Consider the following 22,817-nt stretch of genomic DNA (forward strand, 5'->3'; position numbering starts at 1 on the left):
ACGAGAATAATACAAGGATGATTAGTTATGTCTGATAAACAAATACCAACTACGCAACACGCCGTACTCATACATGAATTTGGCGAGCCTGAAGTCATGATATATCAAGACGGCGTGGCTATTTCAGAGCTAACAGACAATCAGGTATTGATAAAGATTGCTTATACCGGTATCAATCCCGTTGATTACAAAACGCGTCAAGGTAAAGGGTGGGGCGCTGAGGCGATTCAAAAAGATAAATTTGATCAAGATGAGCCTGCTATTTTAGGCTGTGATGTCGCCGGTATCGTGGTTAAAAGTAAGAGTGATGAGTTTGCTATCGGTGAGCAAGTCGCGGCATTGACCTTTAACGGTGGCTGTTATGCAGAGTATGTCGCGGTCGATGCCAAGCTACTGGCAAAAATTCCTAAGCGGGTGACACTAGAGCAAGCAGGCGCGCTACCTTGTATCGGGCAAACGGCGCTACAGTTTATCGAATTTGCGGATATCAAAAAAGGCGAGCATGTCGTTATCAATGCGCCAGCCGGTGGCGTTGGGCATTTAGCCATTCAGCTATTGATGGATAAAGTGACGCAAGATAATGTAAAAGTAACCGTTATTTGCTCACCTGAGAAATATGCCAAACTTGACGATTTAATAGATAAAAGTAAGCTGGAAGGTTGGATTGATTATACCAAAGATGATGCTTTTCCTGACTTACAAGCCGATGTGCTACTGGACTTGGTCGGTGATGATGCGGGTATACGCGCGCTGAGCGTTATAAAATCTGGTGGCCGCGTCAATGTCTTACCGACAATTTGGGTTGATAAACTGAAAGAAGCAGGCAGTCAGAAGAACTTAAAGGTAGCGGGTTATAAGGCGCAGCGTAGTGGTGAAGATATGGCGCGAGTTTTACAGCTTGTTGCCGATGGCAAGTTGACTCTGCAAATTCAGCAGACCTATCCATTATCTGAAGTAGTGGCTGCACACCGCGAGCTAGAAAAAGGTAATACCTTTGGTAAGATTGTGTTCAAAACAAGCTAAGCCAAACTTGCTTAATTTAATGCCATTTGTCTAAAGGTTAAGCTAATACGTCCTTCATTGACCGTTTTGGTCTTAGTGATGCTATGCTTCCAGTATTTTTGCGTATCACCATGCATGACGATAAGCTGACCGGACTCAAGATAAAGCTCGACTTTATCTTGAGTTTTTTTATGCTTAAAAACAAATTTTCGCGTGGCACCAAGTGATAGGGAAGCGATAATAGGCTGATCGCCAAGCTCTTTTTCATCGTCCGCATGATAACCCATACCCTCATCGCCAGACGGATAATAATTAAGCAAACAAGAATTAAAGTTAGCATGGATACCGATTTTTAATAGTTGCTGCTCGACATAATGTTTCACATGAAACACGGAGTCTATCCATGCAATCGCTTGACGTGTGTGCCCGGAATATTGATAACTGGCATCACTATCGCCCATCCATACTATTTGACGAGTGGTGACATGCGTCTTGCCAAATAAGGTGACGATATCAGATTGCCAAGGTAGCGTCGTTAATAAGGCATAATATAAGGCGCTCGGATAATCGATAACGATACCTAAATCATTTACTTTGCCATCGCAAGGCAATAAGTTATCAGTCGGCATGGGCGCAAAAAGGTCAGTCATAAGTTACATCCCACATCGCTCAGCTTATTTACTGTTTTTATAATGTTCATTAATAATTTGCGCACACAATTCAGGCGCTTCCATCGGTAATAGATGACCGTAATCTGGCAAGGAGATAACGCTGCCATCAGGAACGAATTTCTGCCATTGTTTGCGTACTTTATCGTTGATAAATAGCGTTGGTTTGCCTGTGATAAGGGTATAAGGACAGCTAAGTTTTTTTAGTGCAGCATCGATATGGGGCGCACCAAAATAATTGGCAAGCTCTTGCTCGGGGGCGAACATCAAGCTATAGCTGAAATCATCGTTGGCAGACAAGCTTTGCTCAGCAAATACTCGTAAGTGCTCATCGCTGATACGCTTATAAGCACGTTGCGCGCGTAAGCTCTTGTAGTAATCATCGATACTTGCCCAAGTAGATTGCTTGGTAAGAGTGCTTTTAAAGGGTTCACGGCTTAGCAAAAATTGACGAGGTAGCAAGTTATAAAGGGTTGCTTGCTTCTTAGTAAAGGTCACAGGCTCGATAAGGTATAGCTGTGAGAACAGGTCAGGGCGTTTGGCCGCTGCCATGGCGGTGGCAGTTGCGCCTTGTGAATGCCCAATACCAACGATAGGCGCATCTTGGGTTTTCTCTAAAAACTTAATAAGTATATCGGCATCTTGTTCGCGGGTAAGGCGCGGCGCTTGTGGTTTGTCATACCAGTAGCCACGTAGCGCCAACGCAGATAAGTCAAAGCCAGTGGCCAGCGCATTTAATAACGGTGCATAAGTACCAACGGTAAAACTATTGCCACCATAAAAATGGGCAGACTGGCGTTTATGATTTCCTGGTTTTTTTGACGGATTGAGCTGCTCCAAGTCATAATAGCGCGCTTGTTCGCCATCGATATCGATACGCTTGGTAAATGCTTCCATAAGACTAACACTTCCTTGTAATGGTTTTTTTAATCTTTATCATGTGCTTATTATTAACTGTCTTCGCCTAAGAAGCCACCACTTTGACGCTGCCACAAGCGTGCATAAACGCCATTTAACGCCAGCAGCTCATCATGACTGCCTTGCTCAATAATACGACCTTTATCCATCACCACCAGTCTATCAAGGGCGGCAATGGTAGATAGTCTATGCGCAATCGCGATAACGGTCTTGCCAGTCATAATGTCATTTAGGCTTTCGGTAATGGCAAACTCAATCTCAGAATCGAGCGCACTGGTCGCCTCATCCAATAATAAAATTGGGGCGTTTTTAAGCATAACGCGTGAGATAGCAATGCGCTGACGTTGACCACCAGATAGCTTGACACCACGCTCGCCGACATGGGTATCAAGACCAGTATTGCCTTTGTCATCATATAAATCGTTGATAAAGTCCCATGCTTGTGCTTGCTTGGCAGCCGTGATGATTTCCTCATCGGTTGCGTCAGGACGACCGTAAGCGATGTTTTCACGGACGGTACGATGCAATAAAGAGGTATCTTGAGTGACCATGCCGATTTGTTGACGTAAAGACTCTTGGGTCACTTCATCAATCGCTTGTCCATCGATATAGATTTTACCTTTATCGACGTCAAAAAAGCGCAGAAGTAAATTGACCAAGGTGGATTTACCCGCACCTGAGCGCCCAACCAGACCGATTTTCTCACCCGGTTGGATATCCAAGTAAAAATTATCTAGTAGCTTAGCGTATGAGGTTCCCGCAGCATAATCAATACCATCCTCATTAACGTTATCAAGACGTTTGGCTAATTTATGCGTATTTAAACCTGTATTATCGTCTTCGCCTTCATAACTAAAATCGACATGATCAAAGACGATACGACCATCGGTGACTTTAAGTGTAGTCGCGTTTGGCTTATCAACGATGGTTTGTGGCGCCGATAACGTACACATGCCGTCTTGTACCGTACCGATACTTTCAAATAAACTGGCGGTTTGCCACATAATCCATTGCGTGAGACCGTTTAAACGCAGTGCCATCGCCGTCGCGGCGGCAATTGCCCCAACCCCAATTGCGCCTTGCTGCCATAAATAGAGGCTGATACCGGCTGTCGAGCTGACCAAAATCACACTAATTAAATGGGTCGAGACTTCTAAATAACTGACCCAGCGCATCTGTGCATGGACAGTACCCAAAAATTGTCCCATAGCGTTTTTGGCATAACCAAGCTCACGGCGCGAATGACTAAATAGCTTCACGGTCATGATATTGGCATAAGCGTCGGTTATACGTCCCGTCATCAAAGCGCGGGCATCGGCTTGTACAATCGCCGTTTGTTTCAGTTTGGGGATAAAGTACCACATCGCCAGCCAAACTAAGACAAACCAAGCGATAAATGGGATTAATAATAAGCTGTCTAAATTAAATAAAATCACGCCGGTAGTAATAAAGTAGACGGCGACATACATAAACATGTCGGTGACCGTCATCACGGTATCACGCACCGCCAATGCCGTTTGCATCACCTTAGCAGAAACGCGACCAGAGAATTCGTCTTGATAAAACTGCATTGATTGCCCAAGCATGCGCTGATGAAAACGCCAGCGCATTTGCATCGGGAAAACGCCTTGCAAGGTTTGAAAATGAATAAACGATGAAAAGGCAATCCAGAGTGGACTGACAATCATCACGGCTAGCATCAATAGCAGCATATCGCCTTTTTCTGTCCACAGATTTTGCGGCGTATAAACGCCAAGCCAATCGACAATATTTCCAATCCACGCAAATAGCATGGCCTCGTAAATACCGATACCGGCAGACAAAATCATAAACAGCAATAGCCAACCACGTAGACCTTTGGTACAGGCCCACAAAAACTTGAGCATGCCATCGCTTGGGGATGGCAGCGGCATAGGGGTATCAGGAAAGGCGGGCAGGCGAGTTTCGAAAAAACGAAATAGAGCATTCATAGGCAGTGATAAAACATCAATAGCAGTACGCCAAGATAAGTACGATAACGTACTTTCTTGAATCTTTACTTTTGTGATTAGGATTGACTGTTATTTTAACAAACTTCGCTTTAATGGCTGCATGCTAATTGTAAGCTGCAGAGTATCGCTTATACTCAACTCTAGCTTACTCACTGCATGGGTAGTTTCACCAATCCTTTAGGACCTTATCAGTAATAAATAACCAAAATTAAATCACCTACAAAATAAATAGATTGCCGCATAAGAAATATTTTGTTACATTCTATGGTTTCGTTGGATTTAGCAACGTTGACAACAAAACTATTTAATGCCTAAAAAGTAACAGAGTATAAGATAAAGGCAATAATGATATCAGTGTGAAATACTCATAATAAACCCGCCATAGTGTAATTTAACAAGGATGACCTTAATGATGTATCTCATAATAGCGGTGCTCTGTAGCGTCGCTGTCTCCGTACTTTTAAAAATATTGCGCCAAAAAAATATCGATATTCGCCAAACCATCGTGGCAGGGTATCCTGTGGCCTTTTTACTGACTTGGGTTTTATTAAAACCAGATGTTAGTAGCATTGGCGCACTCGGGGATGCATGGGGCATCATTATTGCGCTTGGGGTGTTATTGCCTGCGGTATTTATTATTCTTGGGCGCGCAATTGAATCGGTCGGTATGGTCGCAACCGATGCCGCCCAGCGTTTATCACTTATCATTCCTATTGTTGCCGCTTTTTTACTATTCGGCGAAGTACTGACAGGTACGCGCATACTTGGGCTAGCGTTAGGGTTTTTGGCACTTGGCGCTTTAGTCTATCGTCCGCAACACGGGCTCATAAATACCCAAGCAAAGCAGACGCCGCTGTGGTTATTTGGCGTTTGGCTAGGCTATGGCGTTATTGATATCTTGTTTAAACAAGTTGCCAAGCAAGGCGCGGCCTTTCCTTTAACCTTGTTTGTGACGTTTGGATTGGCAGGTTTGCTGCTGCTTGGTTACTTGCTTATCACGCGCGTACGCTGGCAAGGTAAAGCTCTTAGCGCAGGCTTATTACTTGGAGCGTTAAATATGGGCAATATTTATGCTTATGTGCGCGCGCATCAAGTCTTATCCGAATCGCCAAGCATCGTCTTTACGGGTATGAACGTCGGTGTGATTGCAGTGGCAACTTTAATAGGTGTGGGAGTATTTAAAGAGTCGCTTAATCGTATCAATATCGTCGGTTTATTATTGGCAGTTTGCTGTGTGGTAGTATTGTTTTTGGCTTAACTTCGAGCGTTTAAATTAGCAAAAATTTAACTTATCAACGATAGGCACACGGCATGTCCTATGTTAAGGTTATTTATAGTCAAGCTCACGTCATCGGAGGGCTGATTCACTTATTATAATAATGTTTGACCCTTATTAATTAGGATAGGATATCTACTCAATGGAATATAAAAAACAATTACAGCGTATCAAAAATGGTTCAGGTTTTATCGCTGCCCTTGATCAAAGCGGTGGCAGTACGCCAAAGGCGTTAGAGAACTACGGCGTCGATGGTGATGCTTATGACAATGACGAAGCCATGTTTGACTTGGTGCATGAGATGCGCGCGCGTATCATGACTTGTAATACCTTTGATAATGAGCGTGTCCTTGGCGCTATCTTGTTTGAAGATACCATGGAGCGTGAGGTCAATGGCAAGCCAACTGCCAACTACCTATGGGAAGATAAAAATATCGTACCGTTCTTAAAGGTAGATAAGGGTTTGGCTGAGCATATGAATGGCGTGCAAGTGATGCGCCCGATGCCAAATTTAGACTTGCTACTAGATAAGGCAAAAAACTATCCGGTGTTTGGCACCAAGATGCGCTCAGTGATTTATGAGCCAAGTGTCGATGGTATTGAGCTTGTGGTGCAGCAGCAGTTTGATGTGGCAAAGCAGATTATCTCCAAAGGTTTGATGCCTATTGTTGAACCTGAAGTGGATATCAACAGTAGCAAAAAACATGACTGCGAAATCATCCTTAAAACCAGTATTTTGCACAATCTTGAGCGTTTAAACGACGACCAACAAGTGATGCTAAAACTGACCTTGCCAGATGAAGCGGGCTTTTATCAAGCGCTTATCGATCATCCTAAAGTATTAAAAGTGGTGGCGCTATCGGGTGGTTATAGTCGTCATGATGCCTGCGAAAAGCTGAAACAAAACCCCGGTATGATTGCCAGTTTCTCACGTGCCTTTACCGAAGGATTAAGCAAGCAACAAACTGACGAAGAGTTTGCTAATACTATCAATGCTTCTATTGAAGAGATTTATGAGGCATCGAAGATTTAACACAGGCTATTAAACGTCATCTGTTACTGCCATAAGTTATTCGTTCATAAAAAAAGCGCTACTCGTGAGTAGCGCTTTTTTGTGAGCTAAAGATTAAGGGTTAATGCTGAGCGGTCAGACCTCTTTATATAACTGACGTCCTTCCCTATGATATTTTTCAGTCATCTCTGCCATACCTTTATGAATCTCATCGAGACTGGCCTCACCCACTTGACCGACAAGCTCAGTATCCACTTCTTTAATCAGATGACCTGCATGGGTTAAATCGCCCGCTTGCGGCGTGACTTGTTTATTAGCGGCATCTTTATCCAATCCCGCGGCATATTCACGCACGTTTTGGGTGATTTTCATCGAGCAAAACTTTGGCCCGCACATGGAGCAAAAGTGTGCCAATTTGTGTGCGTCTTTTGGTAGGGTTTCGTCATGATATTCACGCGCGGTATCAGGGTCAAGTGCCAGATTAAACTGATCATCCCAGCGGAACTCAAAACGGGCTTTGGATAAGGCGTTATCACGCGCCTGCGCACCCGGATGACCCTTAGCAAGGTCAGCAGCGTGGGCAGCGATCTTATACGTAATGATGCCGTCTTTGACATCTTTCTTATTGGGCAGACCGAGATGCTCTTTTGGCGTGACATAACAAAGCATAGCGGTGCCGAACCAACCAATCATCGCCGCGCCAATGGCGCTGGTAATATGGTCATAACCGGGGGCGATATCCGTGGTTAAAGGCCCCAAGGTATAAAAAGGTGCGTCGGCACATAGCTCCAGTTGCAAGTCCATGTTTTCTTTAATGCGGTTCATCGCTACGTGTCCAGGGCCTTCAATCATCACTTGTACATTGTGCTGCCAAGCGACTTTGGTCAGCTCACCAAGCGTACGTAGCTCACCAAACTGTGCCTCGTCATTGGCATCTTGTAAACAACCAGGACGTAGACCATCACCTAGACTAAACGCCACGTCATATTGCTTCATAATCTCGCAGATGTCTTCAAAATGAGTATATAAAAAGCTTTCTTTATGATGAGCTAAACACCACTGCGCCATGATAGAGCCACCACGCGAAACGATACCCGTTAAGCGTCCAGCGGTTAATGGTACATAACGTAATAGCACGCCGGCGTGAATAGTAAAGTAATCAACGCCTTGTTCGGCTTGTTCGATAAGGGTGTCGCGGAATATCTCCCAAGTTAGGTCTTCTGCGACGCCATCGACTTTTTCTAATGCTTGATAAATCGGTACCGTACCGATTGGCACTGGCGAGTTACGAATCAACCATTCACGGGTTTCATGGATATGGTTGCCCGTTGATAAATCCATAATCGTATCCGCACCCCAACGCGTTGCCCATGTCATCTTTGATACTTCTTCATCGATAGAAGAGCCGAGTGCTGAATTCCCAATATTGGCATTGATTTTCACTAAGAAATTGCGTCCGATAATCATCGGCTCGGATTCAGGGTGATTGATGTTATTTGGGATAATTGCGCGTCCAGCAGCTACTTCATCACGGACAAATTCAGGCGTGATAATTTTTGGTGTATTGGCACCAAAGCTTTCGCCTTCGTGTTGGCGCATATCGGTCAGTTCGTGCTGCTTTTGCGTTTCGCGAATGGCGATATATTCCATCTCAGGAGTAATGATGCCACGCCGCGCATAGTACATTTGTGTGACGTTACCAGCTTTGCCATCGACATTTTTGGCACGGCGAGGCTTGTCAATATGAGCGAACCTTAAGTTAGCAGTGCTGATATCACGAGCGCGGGCAAGCCCATATGAGCTTGATAAACCATCTAACTGCTCAGTATCACCGCGCTCAGCTATCCAACCTTCACGTAATTTAGGTAAGCCTTTGGTTAGGTCGATGTCGACATTGGGATCAGTATAGACGCCTGAGGTGTCATAGACATAAAATGGAGGGTTATGTTCGCCTTCATTAGCGCCAGCACCGCCAACAGGGGTATCTGCTAAGCTAATCTCGCGCATCGGTACTTGAATATCGGGTCTTGAACCTTCGATATAGACTTTTCTAGAAGCGGGTAGTACACGGTGTAAGTCACGGGCGTCTTCTTCAAAACGGGCATCATTTGCCGTACGGTGGGCAGGCGTTTTTAGTGCGTCGGCTTTTTTATCGACAGTTTTAGTAACAGGGGTCGAAGGGGTTTGGGCTGTTTGTAAATCTGAAGTAGTCATATGCTGTCCTAGCGTGTTGGTTTTTGAATAAAAGCAACACCGCCAGTAGCTGCGGGGCAAGACTATGCAAGACAGACAAATTCAATCATCAAATGCGTGCATTATTATCAAGTTCAAGTTTCATTGAAACTCAATCTAATGCCGTTTTTAAATGATTGGTAGGCGCAGCTTTTCATTAATTGCCATACAGCAGCGTAAAAACGCTGTCAGACATAAGATATTGGCAATAATAAAAAGGCATTTCTGCGCGCCCTTTGTTCATATATAACATAGGCTTAAGACTTCCCTGCGTCGGTACTAACCGCATCAGGTTCGGCGGGTGATCTCTCAGCGAATGTATTGACAAGCTTATAAAGTAAGCTTGTCATACACCGCACCCCGAGTCTGTCAGTGTTGTAAAATCAGTCTCATACTAACAAACTATAGGGTTGATGCCTAGTCATTTACCGTTTGTTAGTTGAGATGAAATCGTGGTACTTTCAATTTGATTACTGTCTTTTCAATCAACAACAGTCTTTTTAATTAATGCCAGTTTTTTTGATCAACGAAAGTCATCATTCGAACTATTTTTCTGGCGTCCAGCCCTGCGCGCGCTCATAGTCTTCGTTATCTAAGAACTTCTCACGTTGCTCAGTTAAGAACTTTTTAGCTTCAGGGTCTAGCATGCTGAGATGGTTTTCATTAATCAGCATGGTTTGCTGTTCAAGCCACTCTTTCCATGCTTTATCAGAGACGGTTTCTTGCAGCTCTTGACCTTTCTTATTAGGAAAAGGTGGATGCGGCATTTTTGGTAATTCTTGTTTATATTTGCGGCAAAAAACCGTATTGGCTTGCGGATTAAAAGTCTCAGTCATAAGGCAATCCTTATTAGTTAATGGTATTAAATTATTAAATGTAATATTGGTATCGACCTATGATAACGGTCTTCGAGGGTTTAGCCAAGGATAACAGGTGTAGAGAAGGTAACAGCCCATGTAGCTATTGATGTTCATAACCATATTTATAAAACCATATTTATAAAACTATCTGCATAAAAATACCCGCGATGATGCGGGTATTTTTATGCATGGGCTAATGCTGGGATTAGACCTTGTATGATGCTGCTGGCTTTACGCAAATACTTTTAAACGCGCACGACCATTAACCACCGCTTGCTTCACTTGATTTGGTGCAGTACCACCCAAGTGATCACGCGCTGCCAATGAACCTTCTAGCGTTAGATACTCAAAGACATCATCACCAATCGCATCGCTAAACTGCTGCAGCTGAGCTAAAGACAAGTCGCTTAAATCAACTCCTTCTTTAATACCCAAAGCAACGGCATTGCCGACCACTTCATGGGCATCACGGAAAGCCACACCGTTGCGAACGAGGTAATCTGCCAAATCTGTGGCTGTCGCATAACCTTTCATGGTAGCTGCGCGCATATTTTCTTTATTTGGCGTGATGTTCGGTAGCATATCAGCAAATGCTAATAGCGAACCCGTTAAGGTATCGACGCAATCAAATAACGGCTCTTTGTCTTCTTGGTTGTCTTTATTATAAGCAAGCGGCTGGCTTTTCATCAGGCTAAGCAGCGTCATTAACTGGCCAAAGACACGCGCCGCTTTACCACGAACAAGCTCTGGTACATCAGGGTTTTTCTTTTGCGGCATAATCGATGAGCCAGTACAGAAGCGATCTGGTATCTGTACAAAGTTAAATTGTGCAGACATCCACAGGATAATCTCTTCGCTCATGCGTGACATATGCATCATCAAGATAGAGGCGGCTGAAGTGAACTCAATGGCAAAATCTCGGTCTGATACGGCGTCTAAAGAGTTTTGGCAAATACCTTCAAAACCTAGCAATTTGGCAGTGATAGTACGATCGATTGGGAAGGTCGTGCCAGCAAGGGCGGCACTACCAAGCGGCATCTGATTGATACGGCGACGGGCATCGACAAGACGCTCTGTATCGCGGTATAACATCTCAAACCATGCCATTACGTGATGGCCAAAGCTGACAGGCTGCGCGGTTTGCAAATGGGTAAAACCTGGCATAATCGTGTTGGTATGCTGTTCAGCCAAATCGAGCAGGCCGCTCTGCAAACGTACCAATAGCGCAATGATATTATCGGTTTCTTCACGCAACCATAGACGGATATCGGTGGCAACCTGATCATTACGGCTACGGCCAGTATGCAGCTTTTTGCCTACCGCGCCGACAATATCAGTCAAGCGTGATTCGACGTTCATGTGTACGTCCTCTAACGCAATCGACCAGTTAAACTCGCCTGCTTCAATCTCGCGTAGTACTTGCTGCAAACCTTCAATGATGGTTGCAACTTCACTAGCTTCTAAGATACCGCACTCTTTAAGCATGGTGGCGTGGGCAATTGAGCCTTGAATATCGTGACGGGCAAAGCGTTGGTCAAAGCCGACCGAAGCAGTAAAGGCGGCTACAAAGCTGTCCGTCGCTTCACTAAAGCGACCACCCCACATCTGCTGACCCTGACTACTTGCAGGGCTGTGCGCTGCAGCAGTATTTGTTAGAGAAGCTTCTGTGCTAGAATCAGAAACAGCTGGATTTTTATTTGAATCGGGATTACTAATATTTGAAGAGTTGGCGTTCATATCGGTACAAGACAAGTCAAGAGAATAAGAACTCAAGTATAGCAAATGATGAGGTTGCCTTACTAGCGGAGCGCTTAGAGTTTTTTATGCCCAAGCTCATGGACATCATGAAGCCTTGGCAATGGCTGCTGGCAATCTTTTTTTGGTCGCTGTTTGTGGCGATAGTGGATCGCCATAGTGTGGCCAATGAATCCCAATTTATCATCAAATTTATAGCGAGATTTATCCAAACCAGTTTAACCTTACTGCCTTCTTTTTATCTGATAGATTATCTGCGCCCTATCTTTAAGCGTTTAAGCGTATCAAGGGCCAGCATGTATGTGCTGCTCATCTTAACGAGTGCTACCGCAGTGACCATGATGTTAGTCCTGTTGATTATGATAAATTGTGGTTGGTTTGCTTATAGTATTCCCGTGTTTATCTCAACGGTTGTTTTTAATGTCGTCATTAGCGCAGGCTTTACAGTTGCCGCTTTACTGATTTTTTTAAGGCGCTACCGTGAAATGAATGCGCTTAAACAATCGTTTGAGCAAAAACTGCGCGCCCAGAATGATGTGTTAAAAGCCCGTCTGGCACCGCATTTCTTTTTTAATACCATCAATACGTTAATGTCATTGATCGAATCTGACCCAGTTCGCGCTGCTGATTTATTGCAGCACGTTTCAGCGTTATTCCGTGCCAGTTTTAATGGGGCGCGTGAGATTAGTTTTGAAGAAGAGATTGCCCTTTGCGAGCATTATTTGGCCATTGAGTCGATCCGTTTGGCAGATAAATTGGTCATAAGCTGGCAGTTGCCTGATGAAGATGTGATGTATGACATGGTTATCACCGCTTTGACTTTACAAAGCGTAATTGAAAAAATGCTGCTCAATGTGGTCGAGATGACCACCGAAACCATTTATATCGATATTAAAGTTACCTGGCTGCAGCATCGCGTCGAAATTACGATTAGCGTACAGCTGCCTAAAAAAACCTTGATGATTAATCATGATTTGCGCCAACGTATGGATTTTTATATTCAAGTGCAACGTCTGCGTGCTTATTTTGGCGAAAGTGCCGATATCCAAAGCCGAGTGGCGAGTAAACAAATTATTACTATTATTCATTACCCTCTACAAGATGTGAGTTTATAATCTTTCCCTTTTAAAGGGCGTTGCTTAGTCTTTAATCTTGAGCCCTTAACCGTGGCATATTTCTTGCACTATCTATTATATTATTGATGCATACCAGTTTTTAAAAACCACCAGTGTTTACATATTAGCAGTGCTCAAATGCTAAAAATGGCGCTTAAACGCTCAAGATATATTGGCAGCTTGCAGAAGTCGGACGGTTGGTTTATAACTGAATTAAGGGGCATTGCCTTTGCTAGAAAGCGAATTATGGATTTTGATAAGTGGTAAGCTATAAATGCTGATATATCATAATGCTATTAAAGATTTCTAAGTATGCACTTATAAAGGAGTTTGCATGCGGATTGTTGTTTGTGATGATGAGCCATTGGCCCGTGAACGTTTGGTTAGGATTATCCAAGAATCAGGCCATGAGGTGGTTGCCCAAGCAAAGACCGGTATCGAAGCCATTGTTGCCGTAAAATCTCAGCAACCAGATATCATACTGCTCGATATTCGCATGCCTGAGATGGATGGGGTGGAGTGTGCCCAAGAACTTGCGAAGCTGAACCATCCGCCAGCTATTATATTCGTGACGGCTTACGATCATTATGCGATAGCGGCGTTAAAAGCCAATGCCATCGGTTACTTGTTAAAACCGGCCAATAAAGATGAATTACTTGAAGCGCTGCAAAAAGCCACTAACCTTAATGCCGCGCAATTAAATGAGATTCGCAAACTTGAAAACCCGACTGCCCGTCCAGTGCGTGAACATATTGCGGCGCGTACCCATCGCGGGGTTGAGTTGATTGAGCTTAAAGATATCTACTACTTTACCGCCGATCAAAAATACGTCAAAGTACGCCATAAAGAAGGGGTTGTTCTCATTGACGACACCCTAAAAGAGCTTGAGCAAGAGTTTGAAGGCAGGCTTTTTCGCGTGCATCGTAATGCGATTATCAATATCAAATATTTAGACTTTTTAGAAACGCTGGATGCAGGACAGTTTCAACTACATTTTAAAGGGATTGATGAGACGCTAGCCGTTAGTCGTCGCCATCTACCGGCACTACGTGAAAAGATTCAAAGCATGTAGCGATACGGGCTTTACGCTGTTGACATAATCATGCCATATCATCAAACCCTTATTTATGCTTAAATAGGGGTATTTTTTTGCATCATTCTTCTTTATAAATCGTTTTTAGCGCCCATTTTGGGTGCCAAATTTGCATTATTGTTGAGCACTGACATTCTAGTATCGAAATTATTGAGGCCTTTTATGAGCACCATGCAGCCAACTGCTTTGACTACCTTAAATATCGCCACGCGCCAAAGCCCCTTGGCATTATGGCAAGCGGAGCATATTCGTGCCCGCCTACTGGCGCTGTATCCTGAGCTGACGATTAATCTGCTAAAAATTGTCACTAAAGGGGATAAGGTTTTGGATACGCCGCTGGCTAAAATTGGCGGAAAGGGTTTGTTTGTTAAAGAGCTTGAACAAGCTTTATACGATAAGCAGGCAGACATTGCGGTGCATTCTTTAAAAGACGTACCGATGGAATTACCAGAAGGCTTGACGCTGGGTGTTTATTGTAAGCGTGCCTCGCCAACCGATGCTTTTGTTTCTAACACTTATCATAGTATTGATGAGTTGCCACAAGGCGCGGTGGTCGGTACCGCAAGCTTACGTCGCCAATGCCAAATTAAAGCCTATCGTCCCGATTTACAAATCAAGACCCTGCGCGGTAACGTCGGTACGCGCTTAGGGAAGCTCGATGCTGGCGAGTATGATGCCATTATTTTGGCAACCAGCGGTTTACAGCGCATTGAGCTCGATGAGCGTATTCGCAGTGAGCTAGATATTGATATTTGCTTGCCAGCGGTTGGACAAGGCGCACTGGCGATTGAATGCCGTGAGGGTGATGATGAGGTTTTAAAATTACTAGCGCCCTTAAATGATGACAAAGCCCGTATCCGCCTCATCGCTGAGCGCGCGCTAAATCGCCATTTGCAAGGTGGCTGCCAAGTGCCGATTGCCGCTTATGCGGTCTTACAAATGGCTAACGCAGACAATGCCAGCAGTGATAAAAGCACTGACAACAATGGTAGCAATCAAAATGGCAACAATGATGCGGGTGATACATTATGGCTGCGCGGTCGTGTGGGTCAAGAGGATGGTAGTGAGCTGCTCAAAGCTGAAAAACGTCTGACTCTAACGGGCAGCCAAGCTGAGCAAGAAGCGCAAGCCAATCAGCTAGGTATTGAAGTCGCTGAGATGCTACTAGAAATTGGTGCGGGTGATATTTTATCGGCCATTTATAATCCTAAATAATGTTTAGGTTGAATCATGTTGAAATTGACGCATGCTTAAAATGAGTCCCCTTTAAGTTGCATCATAACGTACTCTCGTTATCCACTTAATCATAGCGCCGTCGCTCAGATGGCTATATGATTAAGCTTCCTTCTTGAGCCTTTTATTATGGTATGTTTATGTCTTGGTCATCACCAAAATCTACGGATTCCCATCAAGCCTTTGATAAGCCATCATTGCTGCCGCAAGTCGTCATTAATACGCGCCCAGTTGAGCGTGCGGCACCGTTGACCCAGCATTTACAAGCGGCAGGAATGTCGGTGATTGATATACCAATGTTGACACTAGAATCGCGCGCAACTACCGAGCAGGATATGGGACTGATGCGTCAATGGTTTGCGGGTGATTATCAAGCACTCGTCATTGTTAGCCCGACTGCCGCCGCTTCAGGATTGGCTGTTTGGCAAGTGCTTGAAAATGAACACCAAGCTCAGAAATCTGAGAGGAATGTTAGTGAGCATAAAGAATCAGAGCTTAAAGATGTAAAAGCCCCGAGCCATCTGATCGCAGTCGGAGAGGCGACTGCGGCGGTATTAAAGGACTGCAAATTAGATGCAGCAAGCTATCAAGTATTGCAGCCGTTAATTGCCAATAATGAAGGTATGTTAGCCATGCATGAGATTGAAAGTCTCCAAGCAGGAGATAAACTCTTGGTATGGCGCGGGCTTGGTGGGCGGCGGCTATTGGTTGATACGCTACAGGCACGCGGCGTGCATATCGATAGCATCGCTTGGTATGAGCGCATCATGCCTGCCGACGCTATGGCACAGTATGAGCAATGGCACGCACAGTTTCTTACGCAACATTCTTTGCAGCAGACAACCTCAGTAGCAAAGTCAAAGCCCATCGTGATTGTCAGTAGCGGCACGGCTTTTGAGCATTGGAAAACTATTGTTAAGGAAGTTGCAGCAAAGGTTGTAGAGGCAAAGTCGAGTATGGATAAGCCCGCCCACCCAGCGCTGCAGCTCACCGATTTTGCGTATGTGGTATTAGGAGAGCGCTTAGCCAATATGGTCGCTCGCCAGCAGTTGAGTTATTGGCGTGTAGAAGATTTAGCGCCAGCTACTATCCTTGCGGCAATCCGTTCGCCTATAGTTGATTCAATGTAAAAAATGCTTTATTTTTTTAATCTACTTATTTTATATTTGCTTAAAAATTATCAATCACCAACGGTGCTGCCTTATGTCCATTAATACTGAATCATTATCTAAGGAACCTTCTGCTATTCAGCAGCGCCGGCAAGCAAATATGTTTTTGGTGCGCCTGCAATGGCTGGTGATTTTATTGCTTATCGCCGCTTTACTTTGGCTTTATATGAGTCAGCTGCGTTTTGAGCGCAAGGTCAATGAGCGTTTGCAAAGTAATGAGCAAGTCGTCAGTCGTTTAAATGAGATGGACGATCGCATATTTGCGATGAGTCAGCAAACCTTGCCAACACCACGTACTGTCGCCAGTAGCCAAGCCCAAAACCAGTTGGATTTATTGCGTATTCAAATACAAGCGGCTGACAGATTGTTGGCAGACAATAACGAGAGTGCGGCGATGGAGTTATTACGCGGTCTGCATTGGCAACTGTCCCAAAGCAGTAATGAGATTGCCCCAGCGCTAACCGTCGTGATTAAACAAAGCTTGGTAAAAGATATCGAACGCCTGCAGGCAAGAAGCTCACAGCCCAGTCCGTGGCAGCTACAAAACATCGCCATTCAAAACATCCAAGAGTTTCTGCACAGTTACGAGCGTGAGCGTCCTACTAATGCAACTGATTCGACTAAAATTCCTGATAATAATGTAAGCTTAACGCGCAGACAGCTTATGATTCATGAAGTGATTATGACCTTGAATCTTGCCAGTCAAGCCAGCAATATGCGTGAACAAGAACAGCTGGTCAGCTATCTGCGCCAAGCACGTCAGCAGCTAAAAACTTTAGCGCCACAAACATCACAATCAAAAACCTCTACTAATAAAACTTCTCAAGCAGCAAATAGCACAAACTCTAACAATGGTAAGGTTCAAACCAAGTCCTCTCCGAATGACATTACCGAGGTTATAGACTGGTTAGATAGACTGATTGCCAATGCCCCAAAACCAACGCCATTATTAACCACGCAAATTTTGGATAAGCCTAAGCGTTAAGGGAATGACGGCTGCTTTAAAATTTATCGCTATAAAAAATAAGAGAAATGCAGTGATGGACAGTATTAATCAAAAATCAAACCTAACAATTAATAATTCAGATAACAACTGCCCTGACGAGTTGGCACACTATCCTATTATTCATCATCAGCCAATCCATTGGGGTGAGATGGATGCTTTTAATCATTTAAATAACGTGGTGTTTTATCGTTATGCGGAGTCAGCACGGATTGGCTACTTGCAGGCGCTCGGCATGTTTGATGGCAGTATGGTGACGGTCTTAGCGCAATCTAGCTGCCAATATTTACGCCCTGTGACGTATCCCGATACGTTATTATTAGGCGTACGCTGTCAGCGCTTGGGTAATACCAGCATCGTGATCGAGTATAGCTATTATAGCTGCGCTCAACAGATGATTGTCGCGATGGCGGATGCGGTCATCGTCCGTTTAGATAGTAATGGCAAGGATAAATTACCGTGGACCACCGAGGAGCGTGAGCGCTTGTTGGCGTTAGAAGCCAGCGTTGGCCATACACCCAAACTTTAAAAAATAAGCTCGTTTGGTAGGTTGTAAATACTGGTAAAATGACGCCGATAAAAGAGTGCTAATCACTAAACCAGTAAAAATAAGAAAGGCACGCTAAGTTATTAGCGTGCCTTTCTTGTCTTGTCTATCATGCTGCTTGCTTTTGCGTTGGTCTTTATTTTTGCTTAGGTGCGTGCACAAAGTCAACGACGTTCAAATCAAAACCTGACAAGGCATAAAACTTCATCGGTGATGACAGTAAGCGCATATCACGAACCCCTAAATGGCGTAAAATCTGTGCGCCAACCCCAATACTGCGATAAGGCTGCTGAGCGATGGTTGAGATTGATTGATTTTCAGCGGCTCTATCAAGCGCATCTCCTAAATCAATCGGCTGATGGTTGCCAATCCAGACGAGCACGCCGCGTTCTGACTCTTGTATTTCTTCTAGCGCTGAACGTACACTCCAGCCGCTACGACCAGTTGCGTCATTTTTCGCCGCAAATAAGTCACGTAATGGATGGAAACCATGTACCCGAACGGTACTAACGCCTTCGCTAACATCGCCCTTTACTAAAGCTAAATGAGTTTCGTCCGCCCCAAACTCGCGGAAACGATGCAGAGTAAAAGTACCATATTCTGTTTCAAAAGGATGTGATTCAATCTCTTCGACCGTTTGCTCATTGGCAATGCGATAGTTGATTAGGTCCGCAATCGTGCCGATTTTGATGCCATGTTCTTTGGCAAATATCTCAAGATCATCACGGCGCGCCATCGTACCATCATCATTGATGATTTCAACGATCACTGCTGCTGGTTCCAAACCTGCTAGACGAGCCAAATCACAACCGGCTTCGGTATGACCGGCACGGTGAAGCACGCCGCCATTTTGAGCCATAATCGGGAAAATATGCCCAGGTTGCACGATATCTTCTGGTTTTGCTGAAGAGGAAACCGCTGCTTGAATCGTACGAGCACGGTCAGCGGCAGAAATACCCGTCGTGACGCCTTCAGCGGCTTCAATAGAAACGGTAAAGTTGGTGCTAAATTTTGCTTCATTGCGGTCTGACATCAGTGGCAGTGCTAACTGTTTACAGCGTGCTTCTGACAAGGTCAAACAAACCAAACCGCGGGCATGGGTAATCATAAAATTAATATCATCAGGGCGTATATGGGTCGCTGCCATAATGATATCGCCTTCGTTTTCGCGATCTTCATCATCCATCAAGATGACCATTTTACCTGCACGAATATCTTCGATAATCTCAGGAATTGTATTTAAACTCATAGGAAGTCTCAATATTTTATTATGTATAGATAGGTTTGATTGGGGATATAAATGTTTATCAGCCTATTGTAGCAGTAGATTGCTCTAAGCACTGTTGTGGTAGAGCAAAGCACGCCTTGGTAACAGCAACATACTATAAAAATGACCTACTAAATTGGCTTGTATATATCATTATGAGGTCATTTTAACGCTTTTCACCCCAGCGTGCTGCGTCATATTCCCGATATGTCAGTTAATAGTTTAAAAATAATCATAAGTATTATCAATGATGCAGACAGATAGTCTTTATTGGTTACTGGCCGCTTGGCTCTTTAGCCAGTCCATAAATTGCTTACTGTGTTGCTCTCGCTGATTGTCAGCAAATTTATAAAAACTTGTACCGATTAAATTATCGGGCAAATAGCTTTGTGGATAATAATGGTTGCGGTAGTCATGAGGATATGCGTAGCCTTTACCATAACCTTGATTACGCATTAATTTGGTCACGCCATTACGCAAATGCAGCGGTACAGGTGAAGCGTCTTTTTCTGCCAAAGCCATTGCCGCATTAATGGCTTTGTACGTGCTATTACTTTTGGCGCTGGTCGCAAGATACACCACCACTTGCCCTAAGATAATACGCGCTTCTGGCATCCCAATGGATTGCACACTACGCAAAGCAGCATCAGCAAGAAGTAGGGCGTTGGGATTAGCGTTACCGATATCTTCGCTGGCCAAAATTACTAAGCGCCGCGCGATAAAATCGGCAGGTTCACCGCCAACCAACATCCGCGCCATCCAATAAAGTGCCGCATCTGGGTCTGAGCCGCGTACGGACTTTATCATGGCAGATATAATATCGTAATGCTGCTCGCCATCTTTATCGTAGCGTACTAAAGCTGTCTGGGCGACACGGGCGACTAAGTCATCACTGATAATTAATGGGGATTGCTTAGCATCTGCCGTCTGAATAGCAAGCTCTAATAAATTGAGCGCTTTTCTAGCATCACCATGCGCTAGTTGGCTAATAGTCTGTTGTGCCTGTAAATCGACTGTCAGATTTTTCAGTACCTTATCTTCCAAAAGTGCGCGCTGCAATACGTCACTGATTTGCTCAGGCGTCAGTGGCTCTAAGCGATAGACTTGGCAACGGGACAATAGGGCATTATTGACACTGAACGACGGGTTCTCGGTCGTTGCGCCAATTAAAGTAATATCACCAGACTCTACCGCGCCAAGTAAGGCATCTTGTTGGGCTTTATTAAAGCGGTGAATCTCATCGATAAAGACTACTGGCGACTCAAAGCTTAGCGAATCCTTGCTATCTAATACTTCACGTAATTGCTTAACGCCCGTATTCAATGCTGATAACGCATGAAAGGGTCGTCCAACGGCATCAGCCAATAGCATTGCGATGGTTGTTTTGCCGATGCCCGCTTCGCCATGCAAAATAATCGAAGGCAGATGCCCTTGTTCCACTAAGCGCCTTAATGGCGCACCGGCTGCTAACAGATGCTCTTGACCAATAATAGCATCCAGCGTCGCAGGTCGCATACGTTGGGCGAGGGGGGTATCGGCATGAAAATTAGGTGGCATAGGGCTCTCTATTATTAACTAAATAGTTTTCAACTCATTATAACGGCAGTGTTTACAGGCTTTATTAATCTTCTTAGAAAGTGTGGTTTTTTTAACAGGGTAATGAAACTGATGACACATTCTAGCTAGGCTAACGCAAATTTACGTTAATAAAAGTCAACTAAGTGTACAACTTATGTCTTAAGCGCTTTATTTTCAGGTCTTCATCCCTATTAAGGATTTAGCAGTAGTTATGAATCATGATTTGTTCAACAAAAGGTAAGACGGTAATGGCGTCGCAGTCGACTTTCAAGCGCTTCTTTAATAGCTCTATAGCCGCTAAAGGCCCAAAGCAACAATCACGTCAGCTGACTGCTGGAGAGATAGCGCTAGCACGTTCAGTGTTCGGTGACACTATTAACTTAGATAATATTCATCTTAAGACTGCATGGTGGGTACTAAAACATTATGCTGTTAGCCCTAATGGCAATATTTATTTTCATCCGGCTGACTGGGTCACAGATTTTAGCCAATGTTCATTGAGTAAGCAAAGCTGGCTTATCCATGAATTGACGCACGTTTGGCAGTTGCAGCAAGGTCTTAAAGTCATACGCGGCGCTATCATAAATCGCCGTTATGATTATGTACTTGAAGCAGGTAAGCCTTTTTTTAACTATGGCATTGAGCAGCAGGCGCGCATGGTGCAAGATTATTTTATCAGCCGCCATCATGGTCACGATTGTCGCGATTTTGAAATTTGTATCCCATTTCTAGGGTCTCAAACGCTAGAAAATACTCATGACAGTCACAAGTCGTTCAAAGTTTAATCTTTCTATTATGCTTGAATATTTATATGATGGCTTAACCTGATTATTGTTATAAACAGGCGGTATATAAACGAAATAAGTAGAGCGGCTAGGCAGTATAGATACGTGCAGTAGGTACAGTAATAAAGAAATCGATGATAAAAAGCTTGATACTTTATCACTTGATTGACTCAGTACTCATTCGGTAACGTTGCCAAAAAGACAATCAGTCATGCAGGGTATCATCACGTTAGCTTTTACTCTTTCTGCTTTTAATAAGGATATGAATTCGGATGTTTAAACTCTTATCAGTAAAACCTGACATTGATGTTCATCATCGCTCTATAAATGCAGCCATGATTCGCCCGTATAAAGCCTCTAGCTTGCTTGCGGCAGCACTGACTGGTGTATTGTTAGTGAGCGGTTGTCAGCAGCAATCAGAAAAACCAGCACCTGATACCAACCAAACCAGCGAGCAAACAAGCGCTGAAGACAGTCAGCCTATGCGCAAAAGCGATTCGGCTGCCGCTCGTATAGAACAGTTTCAGCATTTGTATGTCGCTCAAGCGAAAGGGTTACAGCAGCGATTGCAAGCAGAATATGAATCGCTACAAGCGGCAGATGCCTCAGACAGTGACAACGATTTGTTGTCTAATAGTACCGCTGATGACTCTACGACTGAGAATAGCCCGTCTAGCACAGTCCCGAACAATACAGGGTCTGAACAGATAGTAAAACCAACCGCTACGGATTCAGCAGTTGCCACGGCCAATAGCAATGCTGATTCTGGTATCAACCCTGATATTGATGCTGCTTCAGAGACGGATATCAATACCAGTACGAAGGTCGGCGAGCGTGATTTAACGGTGCTTAAGCGTATTAGCCTTGAGCCACGTAAACCAGTGATGTTGACAGATGAACAGATGATAGAAAGTTATCAGCAAGCGATGGAGGCACTGTATCAACCTGTGACCACGCCGCTTAGTGCGGAAGATGTTGATACCTTAATTGATATAGCGACATTGGTGCCGCAGCTATTTGAACATGCAGAAATCGCCGGTCGACTCAGCGCAAAAAGTCCAGCGCTGGCGCGTTTAATTATTCAGCATCAGGTTTGGGAGCAAATAGAAGCCCAGCAAGTTATTGATATGCAACAGATGAAAATCAATCAACAGCAAGAGTTTGAAATGCTGATGGCGAAATTCAATGAAACCATTAAAGGCTATGATGAGCAAATTGCCAAATATGAGCAGACGTTAAAAGAGTTCCAGTAAAAATTTAAAGTATTAGAGTTGACTTGCTCAATAAATCTTATTAAAGATAGACCATAAAAA

The 22,817-nt window shown here is 44.2% G+C and carries 19 protein-coding genes and 1 riboswitch; of the genes, 11 read left to right on the forward strand and 8 right to left on the reverse strand.

Going from position 1 to position 22,817, the window contains the following annotated elements; genetic code table 11:
- Positions 1 to 27: 27 nt before the first annotated feature.
- Positions 28 to 1,023: an NADP-dependent oxidoreductase gene (locus FQ084_RS09260; protein WP_149490353.1), complete on the forward strand. Its 996-nt coding sequence runs from the start codon at positions 28 to 30 to the stop codon at positions 1,021 to 1,023.
- Positions 1,024 to 1,034: 11 nt separating this feature from the next.
- Here the strand turns inward: FQ084_RS09260 and FQ084_RS09265 are convergent, their stop codons facing one another.
- The 3 genes from FQ084_RS09265 to FQ084_RS09275 are packed head-to-tail and all read right to left on the reverse strand — an operon-like array spanning position 1,035 to position 4,558.
- Positions 1,035 to 1,652, reverse strand: coding sequence for an alpha-ketoglutarate-dependent dioxygenase AlkB family protein (locus FQ084_RS09265; protein WP_149490354.1), 618 nt, complete (start codon positions 1,650 to 1,652; stop codon positions 1,035 to 1,037).
- A gap of 24 nt (positions 1,653 to 1,676) precedes the next feature.
- Positions 1,677 to 2,567 carry an alpha/beta fold hydrolase gene (locus FQ084_RS09270; RefSeq protein ID WP_149490355.1) on the reverse strand — a complete coding sequence of 297 codons (891 nt, stop codon included), beginning with the start codon at positions 2,565 to 2,567 and terminating at the stop codon, positions 1,677 to 1,679.
- A 53-nt stretch (positions 2,568 to 2,620) separates the two neighbouring features.
- Entirely contained in the window at positions 2,621 to 4,558 is a 1,938-nt protein-coding gene (locus FQ084_RS09275) for an ABC transporter ATP-binding protein (RefSeq protein WP_149490356.1), read from the reverse strand.
- A 430-nt stretch (positions 4,559 to 4,988) separates the two neighbouring features.
- Here FQ084_RS09275 and FQ084_RS09280 point away from each other — a divergent pair, with 430 nt between their 5' ends.
- Both FQ084_RS09280 and FQ084_RS09285 read left to right on the forward strand, forming a co-directional pair.
- The gene (locus FQ084_RS09280; RefSeq protein WP_149490357.1) at positions 4,989 to 5,837 is read left to right on the forward strand and encodes an EamA/RhaT family transporter; all 849 of its coding nucleotides are present in this window, start codon (positions 4,989 to 4,991) and stop codon (positions 5,835 to 5,837) included.
- A gap of 160 nt (positions 5,838 to 5,997) precedes the next feature.
- Positions 5,998 to 6,888, forward strand: a complete 891-nt coding sequence (locus tag FQ084_RS09285) for a fructose bisphosphate aldolase (RefSeq protein ID WP_149490358.1) — start codon at positions 5,998 to 6,000, stop codon at positions 6,886 to 6,888.
- Between the two features lie 114 nt (positions 6,889 to 7,002).
- Here the strand turns inward: FQ084_RS09285 and thiC are convergent, their stop codons facing one another.
- The 3 genes from thiC to argH form a co-directional block, all read right to left on the reverse strand.
- Entirely contained in the window at positions 7,003 to 9,081 is a 2,079-nt protein-coding gene (gene thiC, locus FQ084_RS09290; RefSeq protein ID WP_149490359.1) for a phosphomethylpyrimidine synthase ThiC, read from the reverse strand.
- A 266-nt stretch (positions 9,082 to 9,347) separates the two neighbouring features.
- Positions 9,348 to 9,472: riboswitch (TPP riboswitch) on the reverse strand.
- Between the two features lie 172 nt (positions 9,473 to 9,644).
- A complete protein-coding gene (locus tag FQ084_RS09295) occupies positions 9,645 to 9,935 on the reverse strand; it encodes an oxidative damage protection protein (RefSeq protein ID WP_149490360.1) in 291 nt (96 codons plus the stop codon).
- Between the two features lie 255 nt (positions 9,936 to 10,190).
- Positions 10,191 to 11,564, reverse strand: a complete 1,374-nt coding sequence (argH, locus tag FQ084_RS09300) for an argininosuccinate lyase (protein ID WP_149490699.1) — start codon at positions 11,562 to 11,564, stop codon at positions 10,191 to 10,193.
- Between the two features lie 218 nt (positions 11,565 to 11,782).
- On the opposite strand from argH, the gene FQ084_RS09305 reads away from it, so the two are divergent.
- The 6 genes from FQ084_RS09305 to FQ084_RS09330 all read left to right on the forward strand — a co-directional run bounded on the left by FQ084_RS09305 (position 11,783) and on the right by FQ084_RS09330 (position 17,856).
- Entirely contained in the window at positions 11,783 to 12,829 is a 1,047-nt protein-coding gene (locus tag FQ084_RS09305) for a sensor histidine kinase (protein ID WP_262880719.1), read from the forward strand.
- Between the two features lie 334 nt (positions 12,830 to 13,163).
- Positions 13,164 to 13,901, forward strand: a complete 738-nt coding sequence (locus FQ084_RS09310) for a LytR/AlgR family response regulator transcription factor (RefSeq protein ID WP_149490362.1) — start codon at positions 13,164 to 13,166, stop codon at positions 13,899 to 13,901.
- A gap of 183 nt (positions 13,902 to 14,084) precedes the next feature.
- Entirely contained in the window at positions 14,085 to 15,137 is a 1,053-nt protein-coding gene (hemC, locus tag FQ084_RS09315; RefSeq protein WP_149490363.1) for a hydroxymethylbilane synthase, read from the forward strand.
- Between the two features lie 158 nt (positions 15,138 to 15,295).
- Positions 15,296 to 16,285 carry a uroporphyrinogen-III synthase gene (locus tag FQ084_RS09320; RefSeq protein ID WP_149490364.1) on the forward strand — a complete coding sequence of 330 codons (990 nt, stop codon included), beginning with the start codon at positions 15,296 to 15,298 and terminating at the stop codon, positions 16,283 to 16,285.
- A 73-nt stretch (positions 16,286 to 16,358) separates the two neighbouring features.
- Positions 16,359 to 17,309 (forward strand): hypothetical protein, encoded by a 951-nt coding sequence (locus FQ084_RS09325; RefSeq protein WP_149490365.1) that lies wholly within the window; start codon positions 16,359 to 16,361, stop codon positions 17,307 to 17,309.
- 55 nt (positions 17,310 to 17,364) lie between these two features.
- Entirely contained in the window at positions 17,365 to 17,856 is a 492-nt protein-coding gene (locus FQ084_RS09330; protein WP_149490366.1) for an acyl-CoA thioesterase, read from the forward strand.
- Positions 17,857 to 18,010: 154 nt separating this feature from the next.
- Here FQ084_RS09330 and ribBA read toward each other — a convergent pair whose 3' ends face one another.
- Together ribBA and FQ084_RS09340 are read right to left on the reverse strand one after the other, a co-directional pair.
- Complete coding sequence (gene ribBA / locus FQ084_RS09335; RefSeq protein ID WP_149490367.1) at positions 18,011 to 19,123, reverse strand: bifunctional 3,4-dihydroxy-2-butanone-4-phosphate synthase/GTP cyclohydrolase II; 1,113 nt, start codon at positions 19,121 to 19,123, stop codon at positions 18,011 to 18,013.
- Positions 19,124 to 19,408: 285 nt separating this feature from the next.
- Positions 19,409 to 20,698 (reverse strand): replication-associated recombination protein A, encoded by a 1,290-nt coding sequence (locus FQ084_RS09340; protein ID WP_149490368.1) that lies wholly within the window; start codon positions 20,696 to 20,698, stop codon positions 19,409 to 19,411.
- Positions 20,699 to 20,967: 269 nt separating this feature from the next.
- Here FQ084_RS09340 and FQ084_RS09345 point away from each other — a divergent pair, with 269 nt between their 5' ends.
- Both FQ084_RS09345 and FQ084_RS09350 read left to right on the forward strand, forming a co-directional pair.
- Complete coding sequence (locus tag FQ084_RS09345; RefSeq protein ID WP_149490369.1) at positions 20,968 to 21,504, forward strand: type IV secretion protein Rhs; 537 nt, start codon at positions 20,968 to 20,970, stop codon at positions 21,502 to 21,504.
- Between the two features lie 272 nt (positions 21,505 to 21,776).
- The gene (locus tag FQ084_RS09350) at positions 21,777 to 22,757 is read left to right on the forward strand and encodes a hypothetical protein (RefSeq protein WP_262880720.1); all 981 of its coding nucleotides are present in this window, start codon (positions 21,777 to 21,779) and stop codon (positions 22,755 to 22,757) included.
- Positions 22,758 to 22,817 lie beyond the last annotated feature (60 nt).

It is taken from the genome of Psychrobacter sp. ANT_WB68, from assembly GCF_008369115.1.
Taxonomy (GTDB): Bacteria; Pseudomonadota; Gammaproteobacteria; order Pseudomonadales; family Moraxellaceae; genus Psychrobacter.

Excerpts from the sequence above, each read along its gene's own strand:
- FQ084_RS09260 (WP_149490353.1), top strand. The coding sequence starts at position 28 with ATGTCTGATAAACAAATACCAACTACGCAACACGCCGTACTCATACAT.
- FQ084_RS09265 (WP_149490354.1), bottom strand. The coding sequence starts at position 1,652 with ATGACTGACCTTTTTGCGCCCATGCCGACTGATAACTTATTGCCTTGC.
- FQ084_RS09270 (WP_149490355.1), bottom strand. The coding sequence starts at position 2,567 with ATGGAAGCATTTACCAAGCGTATCGATATCGATGGCGAACAAGCGCGC.
- FQ084_RS09275 (WP_149490356.1), bottom strand. The coding sequence starts at position 4,558 with ATGAATGCTCTATTTCGTTTTTTCGAAACTCGCCTGCCCGCCTTTCCT.
- FQ084_RS09280 (WP_149490357.1), top strand. The coding sequence starts at position 4,989 with ATGATGTATCTCATAATAGCGGTGCTCTGTAGCGTCGCTGTCTCCGTA.
- FQ084_RS09285 (WP_149490358.1), top strand. The coding sequence starts at position 5,998 with ATGGAATATAAAAAACAATTACAGCGTATCAAAAATGGTTCAGGTTTT.
- thiC (WP_149490359.1), bottom strand. The coding sequence starts at position 9,081 with ATGACTACTTCAGATTTACAAACAGCCCAAACCCCTTCGACCCCTGTT.
- FQ084_RS09295 (WP_149490360.1), bottom strand. The coding sequence starts at position 9,935 with ATGACTGAGACTTTTAATCCGCAAGCCAATACGGTTTTTTGCCGCAAA.
- argH (WP_149490699.1), bottom strand. The coding sequence starts at position 11,564 with ATGTGGGGTGGTCGCTTTAGTGAAGCGACGGACAGCTTTGTAGCCGCC.
- FQ084_RS09305 (WP_262880719.1), top strand. The coding sequence starts at position 11,783 with ATGCCCAAGCTCATGGACATCATGAAGCCTTGGCAATGGCTGCTGGCA.
- FQ084_RS09310 (WP_149490362.1), top strand. The coding sequence starts at position 13,164 with ATGCGGATTGTTGTTTGTGATGATGAGCCATTGGCCCGTGAACGTTTG.
- hemC (WP_149490363.1), top strand. The coding sequence starts at position 14,085 with ATGAGCACCATGCAGCCAACTGCTTTGACTACCTTAAATATCGCCACG.
- FQ084_RS09320 (WP_149490364.1), top strand. The coding sequence starts at position 15,296 with ATGTCTTGGTCATCACCAAAATCTACGGATTCCCATCAAGCCTTTGAT.
- FQ084_RS09325 (WP_149490365.1), top strand. The coding sequence starts at position 16,359 with ATGTCCATTAATACTGAATCATTATCTAAGGAACCTTCTGCTATTCAG.
- FQ084_RS09330 (WP_149490366.1), top strand. The coding sequence starts at position 17,365 with ATGGACAGTATTAATCAAAAATCAAACCTAACAATTAATAATTCAGAT.
- ribBA (WP_149490367.1), bottom strand. The coding sequence starts at position 19,123 with ATGAGTTTAAATACAATTCCTGAGATTATCGAAGATATTCGTGCAGGT.
- FQ084_RS09340 (WP_149490368.1), bottom strand. The coding sequence starts at position 20,698 with ATGCCACCTAATTTTCATGCCGATACCCCCCTCGCCCAACGTATGCGA.
- FQ084_RS09345 (WP_149490369.1), top strand. The coding sequence starts at position 20,968 with ATGGCGTCGCAGTCGACTTTCAAGCGCTTCTTTAATAGCTCTATAGCC.
- FQ084_RS09350 (WP_262880720.1), top strand. The coding sequence starts at position 21,777 with ATGTTTAAACTCTTATCAGTAAAACCTGACATTGATGTTCATCATCGC.